Below are 4888 nucleotides of genomic sequence, written 5' to 3'. Positions count from 1 at the left end.
GCGAAGGGGTGGATTGCGTCCTTCGAGGCGGCGTGCTGAGCGACCCGTCGCTAGTGGCGCGCCGCGTCGCGCAGATGCCCTACATGACCTGCGCGACGCCCGACTACCTGAAGCGCCACGGTACGCCCGGGACGCCGGCCGACCTGCTCGAAGGGCACCGGGTGGTGAGCTACTTCTCGTCGCGCACGGGGCGCTACGTTCCGCCGCGCTACGAGCGCGGCGAAGAGCGCATCGAGATCAATGGGCATGCCGTCATCGCGGTCAACGAAAGCACGGCCCACCTGACGGCGCTGTTGACTGGACTCGGCGTGGCGCAGACCTTTGCCTTCATGGCACAGCCGCACGTTGAGAGCGGGGCGCTGGTCGAGTTGCTGGCCGACTGGGAACCGCCGCCGATGGCCGTTTCGGTGGCCTACCCGTCCATCCGGCACATGAACGCCAAACTGCGCGCCTTTGTCGACTGGACGGTGGAAGTGTTCGCGCCGTACAGTTCCGTCCGTTGACGGTGAGAGGACACAAACGCCTGCAACAGTTCCTGCGCAACGAACCGATGAGCACCTGACGCCTGTCATCGCCGCCAGCTTGGCGGCCAGCCGCCCGAGCGACGAGCCAGCTTCGCCGTACGCCACTGCATCGCGGCCCTGTTCCCCCCGAACGATCCAAGCGCTAACGACATCTGGCTTCTTTGACGACGGGGAGTAGCGCGCCATGAGCGTCCGCAGGGCGGTCGATTGCAGTCATCCGCGTTCATTGAGCGGGAGGACGGCTTTTGCATGCCTGCCGTACAGCGGTCGCTGACGACCGGCAGGGTAGGGCCCGGAGCTCCTATTCGCGAATTGCAGGAGCTGTCGTTCGCGCACGATGTCGTCCTGATCGTCCGTTGTCACCCATGCCGAATTCATCGACGATGTCGGCAAAGGTCAAGTTCCGAAGGTAGACCGGCCGTTCGCGAGGAAAGACGCCAAGGTCGGGTTTCGTCAGCCGCCGACATCCGACAGGGCCCTGGCGAATGACGGGCGCAGTCTGAACCGGTCGTAGGGGTCGACGGGTCGATCATCGGCCGATGGCCGCTTCGATCCTTCCTACACGCTTCTGGTGGTGAATAGTAGTTACAGTATGTTCAAGTTCTAAGGCGTAGATTCTTAACGGACGCTTACGCGATCCCTCAGCCAGGCTTGAGTTTTTCCTCAGCATAGAGCGAGAGCTCAACCGTGCGTTCGAGCAGCTGTTCCGCGGGTGCTCCCGCAAAATTCTTGAGGACGAGCTCCTTGACATACAGCCGGACGAGGTATCGAAGCTGCAAAGCGCGGTTCTTGGTCGCAAAGACGAAGTCTCGATGCCCGTTATTCACAACGATGACATTCCGTTCGGCATCGAATCGCGATCTCCAGAGGGCCCCCGCTGCCCGTTCGAACGCGTAGCCTGGCAATCCCCGCGCATTCGAGGCCGCCGGATTCACGAGGAGATCGACGCTGTCTGTCACTGTCACGAGTGCCTCGGCGTCGAAGCCGAGTTCATGCTGCCTCACGGTCACTCGCAGGCGTACTAGGCCTGGCGTTTCAGTCGCTGAAAACTCGACTTCCTGGTCGACGGTCGAGTTGATTGAGCCCTCGCCTTCGACGATTTCCCAGGCAAACAACAGATCTTGCGTGACACGGCGGCGCGATCGATCGCGCGGCAGCGCCTTGAAGCGCCGTCGCTCCTTGACCGGCATCGTGCTCGCCGCCGGCGATACGACCACACCGAACAACGGACCCGCGTAGTCGAAGAACTGCRTTTGCTCGCTACCATTCATCGCCACCACTTCAAGCTCGAGACCGGAAATCTCATCCTGCGCGGCGACATCGCCTGTCGCAGGTTTGGAGTTCCCGCCGTCACGATCTTCGCGGTCCTTGATGTCGAACCAGTCGTATTCTTCGGGCGGGAGGGCCAGAAGCGCCTCGCGAAACGCTCGTTGAATCGCGCGCATTGACTGCTGGCTCGCCTGCTCCTCCTCGGCGCGCAACTGGGCCTCGATGACAACGCTCACTGCAGCTGCGAGAGGCTTGACCCCTTCAAGCAGTGCGGCGAACCGCTCGTCGTGGATGACGCCGCTGCGCGTGCCCGGGGTGAGATTCAGGAACGGCGCGTCCACCAGACCTTGGAGGTAGCGAGAGGACCAAGGCATGCTCTCGAGCCCTGGCAGGGTCGCAAGATCCTCGACGACCCTCGTCCCGGAGCGGCTCAACGCAACCCGGCAACTGTCGGCCGGTTGCGCAAGGTACAACTCTGTATATGCATCTCCAAACGGAGTGCGCACTGTCGGCAACTGGTGCAGAAGTCTCCCCTCGTACGCGCGAGGCTCGACTTCGTACTGTTTGCGTGCGAGATTGTCGATGACGATCACTCGAACCTTCTCATTGCGCAGGCGATCGCGCAGCTCGGAAGCCAGGAACCACTGAATCTTTTCTCCGCTCAAGTTGCGGATTCCCTCAAGGAGCGGACTTATTTTGAGTTCGGTGCCTCGCTCGGCGAACAACACGCGCCGCTGCGTGACCTCGTATCGGGCGTCGCCCTTGCTCATCGACATCTGATAGGCGCGCTGATCGAGGCCGGCCGAGACCATCGTCAATGTGTCTCCGACAGTCCAGAAGCTCAGGAGTCCGATGCCGAACTCGCCCTGCAGTCCATTGCCTCGACCCTCGGTCTTCAGTCGCCGCTTGATCGAGTCGCAGATATGGGTCGCGACATACTTGAAATTGGGCAGGCCCGCTTCGTCGCGGGGCACACCATCGCCGTCGTCCTTGATCGACAGGTATTGCGCGCCGTTCTCCCGGCCGCGGGTAATCGTCACGTTCTTCGCGTTGGCGTCGATGCTGTTTTCAACGAACTCAGCGATGGCCTTGAGCGGATTGCTCTGCGAGAGCGCGATGATACGGATGGCATTCCAATCGTCACCGATCTTGAGCTTGCCCGCGTCGGACGGCTTGTCCTTTCTGGGACCTTTCGCTCGCGGGCGTGATTGCGGCCCCTTCTTCAGATCTGTTTTCATAGAACGGCCGAAAAAACTTCTGCTGGTTGTCGCGCATAGGATTTGTTTGGCATGACCGTATCAGACTAAGTCTATGTGTTCGCACAAGCCGGCGATACCAGCGCCGGCGAGGTAGACCGTCGCAGTGAACCTCACGCTCGGCGTCGGCTCAGATGCCGAATCGCTCTGCATCGCGACGGTCGACAGTCGACTGTCGAAAGAACCACAAGCTTGCTGCTCGCCTGCGCATCAACAGAAGGGAACATATCGATGATCAGACGTTGACGCGGACCACTGGATAAGTACATATCTTTATGGCGCGCATCGCTAGTTGTGCGCAAGCTCCACTGTCAGCTTGAACCCCAAGGCTCGCATGACCTTGAACAGGGTCTCGCTATTGGGTGCTCGATCACCTGAAAGACCCTTGTAGAGGCTCTCGCGCGAAAGTCCGGTGTCCTGGGCGAGTTGGGCCATCCCCCGGGCTCGTGCGATCGTGCCGAGCGCGCCGGCGAGTTCGGCGGGATCGTTGTCGTCGATCACCTGCCGAAGATATTCGGCCATATCCTCATCATTCGTGAGGTAGTTCGCGATGTCAAACTGGCGGGTTTTGATCTTGCTCATTTTGCAACTCCAGAGCCATTTTTTTGGCTCGTCCAATGTCGCTGTCCTGGCTGGACTTGTCGCCGCCGCCCAGGAGACACAGCCGCCGACAGGCTTGATGTCCCCCAGGTTCGCGCGGCGAGCCTTGTCGAGCCTGCGCGCGAGCCGAATCCGGGTCGGGCCATCCTTCAGCCCAAGAGAGCCATTCCTCGAACTCCTCAGATTCGACGACCGTGTACATGCCAGGATTGTAGCCTTGTGGCTACACATTGCAAGCATTGCTTGCTTCGCCCGCCTGCTCCTTCGATCGGAAACGGATGTACGGGCAACCGCGCAACCATGCGGCCCGGAATTGCACCACGCCGCCGGGCAGGGCCCTTGGGCGGACCTGATCGCGCCGCTTCGCTTTCGTCGAGCCAGTGTCTAAAGCTGCCGAGCACATGCGTCGAGCTTTCGAGCAGCCGCGGGGGGTCATCGGGAGGTCACGTCGACCAGAGCGGGTCGGCCGACAGCGAAACGTCTCACCTTAAGCACTCTCCCCTCGCCTCTGGGTGATAGGGCGCATCGCCTCATCGCGCGCGGTGGCGACATTTCAGTTCTCCGCCACGCGATCGCGCGACCCGCGACGCCCGGAGGAGCCAGGCGCCGCGGCCTCGCCTTGCGTCATGCCACCTCGCACCGCCAGCACCACCTGCCGGCGCAAGTGCGCTTGACCGGCGCAGCGAACGACTCTGCCGCGCCCGATCCTTGCCGATCAGATTCGCGGCGCAGATGACTGCAATACGAGAAGCGGCTTCCCACCGACTTCAATCACGATCCTGCGCATCTGCGAATCAACCCACCGGACGGTCCACTAACCGACGAGCAAGATCCGTTCTGATCAGCCGCAATGAGGGTCGCGCTCGCCGCTGGCGCCCTCGACGCTCGTCATCGGACCCTCGACATACTTGAGCATCGGGCCATCGATATTGCTGACCACACCAGCTCGCGGCGTCGAGCAGACGCAGGGCGGCGGGCTCACCGGATACCCACCACGACGGCCAGCCTCAAGGCCCGGCCGAACGGGCACGGAGAGCCAAGCGCGACTCGCCCGCCGCGATCAGATCATGCCGCGCTCAGCACCCCGCGACGCACCTGGTCGCGTTCGATCGACTGGAACAGGGCCTTGAAGTTGCCTTCGCCGAAGCCGTCGTCGCCCTTGCGCTGGATGAACTCGAAGAACACCGGGCCGCCGAAGGCGGTCTCCGAGAAGATCTGCAGCAGCAGGCCAGGCGCGGG

Annotated in this window: 4 protein-coding genes and 1 pseudogene; 1 reads left to right on the top strand and 4 read right to left on the bottom strand. The window is 62.1% G+C overall.

What is annotated here, in order from left to right:
- Nucleotides 1–503: LysR substrate-binding domain-containing protein (locus AC1DY5_RS42130; protein ID WP_478120371.1), on the top strand; the 503-nt coding region annotated here is incomplete at its 5' end.
- Between the two features lie 662 nt (nucleotides 504–1165).
- Here AC1DY5_RS42130 and AC1DY5_RS42125 read toward each other — a convergent pair.
- The 4 genes and pseudogenes from AC1DY5_RS42125 to AC1DY5_RS42110 all read right to left on the bottom strand — a co-directional run.
- Nucleotides 1166–3031, bottom strand: a complete 1866-nt coding sequence (locus tag AC1DY5_RS42125; protein WP_478120370.1) for an ATP-binding protein — start codon at nucleotides 3029–3031, stop codon at nucleotides 1166–1168.
- A gap of 306 nt (nucleotides 3032–3337) precedes the next feature.
- A complete protein-coding gene (locus AC1DY5_RS42120) occupies nucleotides 3338–3631 on the bottom strand; it encodes an addiction module antidote protein (RefSeq protein WP_478120369.1) in 294 nt (97 codons plus the stop codon).
- A complete protein-coding gene (locus AC1DY5_RS42115; RefSeq protein ID WP_478120368.1) occupies nucleotides 3603–3851 on the bottom strand; it encodes a hypothetical protein in 249 nt (82 codons plus the stop codon). Before AC1DY5_RS42115 ends, AC1DY5_RS42120 begins: the two co-directional genes overlap by 29 nt.
- Before the next feature lie 863 nt (nucleotides 3852–4714).
- Nucleotides 4715–4888 (bottom strand): annotated as a pseudogene (locus AC1DY5_RS42110) (4-hydroxyphenylpyruvate dioxygenase); the annotation flags it as partial.

Source organism: Variovorax sp. P4_D9, from assembly GCF_056401695.1.
The sequence above is the reverse complement of the archived record's forward strand: the minus strand, read 5'-3'. Positions and strand labels throughout refer to the sequence as shown.

Coding starts and splice junctions, on each gene's coding strand:
- AC1DY5_RS42120 (WP_478120369.1), bottom strand. CDS start 3,631: ATGAGCAAGATCAAAACCCGCCAGTTTGACATCGCGAACTACCTCACG.
- AC1DY5_RS42115 (WP_478120368.1), bottom strand. CDS start 3,851: ATGTACACGGTCGTCGAATCTGAGGAGTTCGAGGAATGGCTCTCTTGG.